Source organism: Streptomyces sp. DH37, from assembly GCF_029813835.1.
GTDB lineage: Bacteria > Actinomycetota > Actinomycetes > Streptomycetales > Streptomycetaceae > Streptomyces.
Map to the genome: position 1 here is coordinate 1 of NZ_JARVKV010000218.1, position 416 is coordinate 416.

The window sequence follows — 416 nt, forward strand, 5'->3', positions numbered from 1 at the left end:
GACGAGGCCACCCGGGCGGCCGTCCGCAGGAACTCCGACCTGCGCCGGGACGGCATGACGCTGCTGCTGCGCGGCGGCCACGCCGCCCTCCAGCCCCGCGGGGTGTCGGTGGAGATCCTCAACCCCGACGCGGTGCTGCGCGCCGAGCGGGTGCCGGTCGGCCAGATGGGCGACGTCTTCTCCGGCGGCCAGCTCCTGACCGCCGCCATCGCCCTGTACTGCACGAGGGCCGCGCTGCGCAGCAACGACCGGGGCCGCGACAAGCACCGGCACGCGGGCACGCTCTTCCTCGACAACCCCATCGGCCGTGCCAACGCCACGTATCTGCTGGAGCTCCAGCGCGCGGGGGCCGACGCGCTGGGCGTCCAGCTCATCTACACCACCGGCCTGTTCGACACCACGGCGCTGGCGGAGTT

Annotated in this window: 1 pseudogene; it reads left to right on the forward strand. The window is 74.0% G+C overall.

The features are described 5' to 3' along the window. A pseudogene (locus tag QC029_RS30745) lies at positions 1-416 on the forward strand (hypothetical protein); the annotation flags it as partial.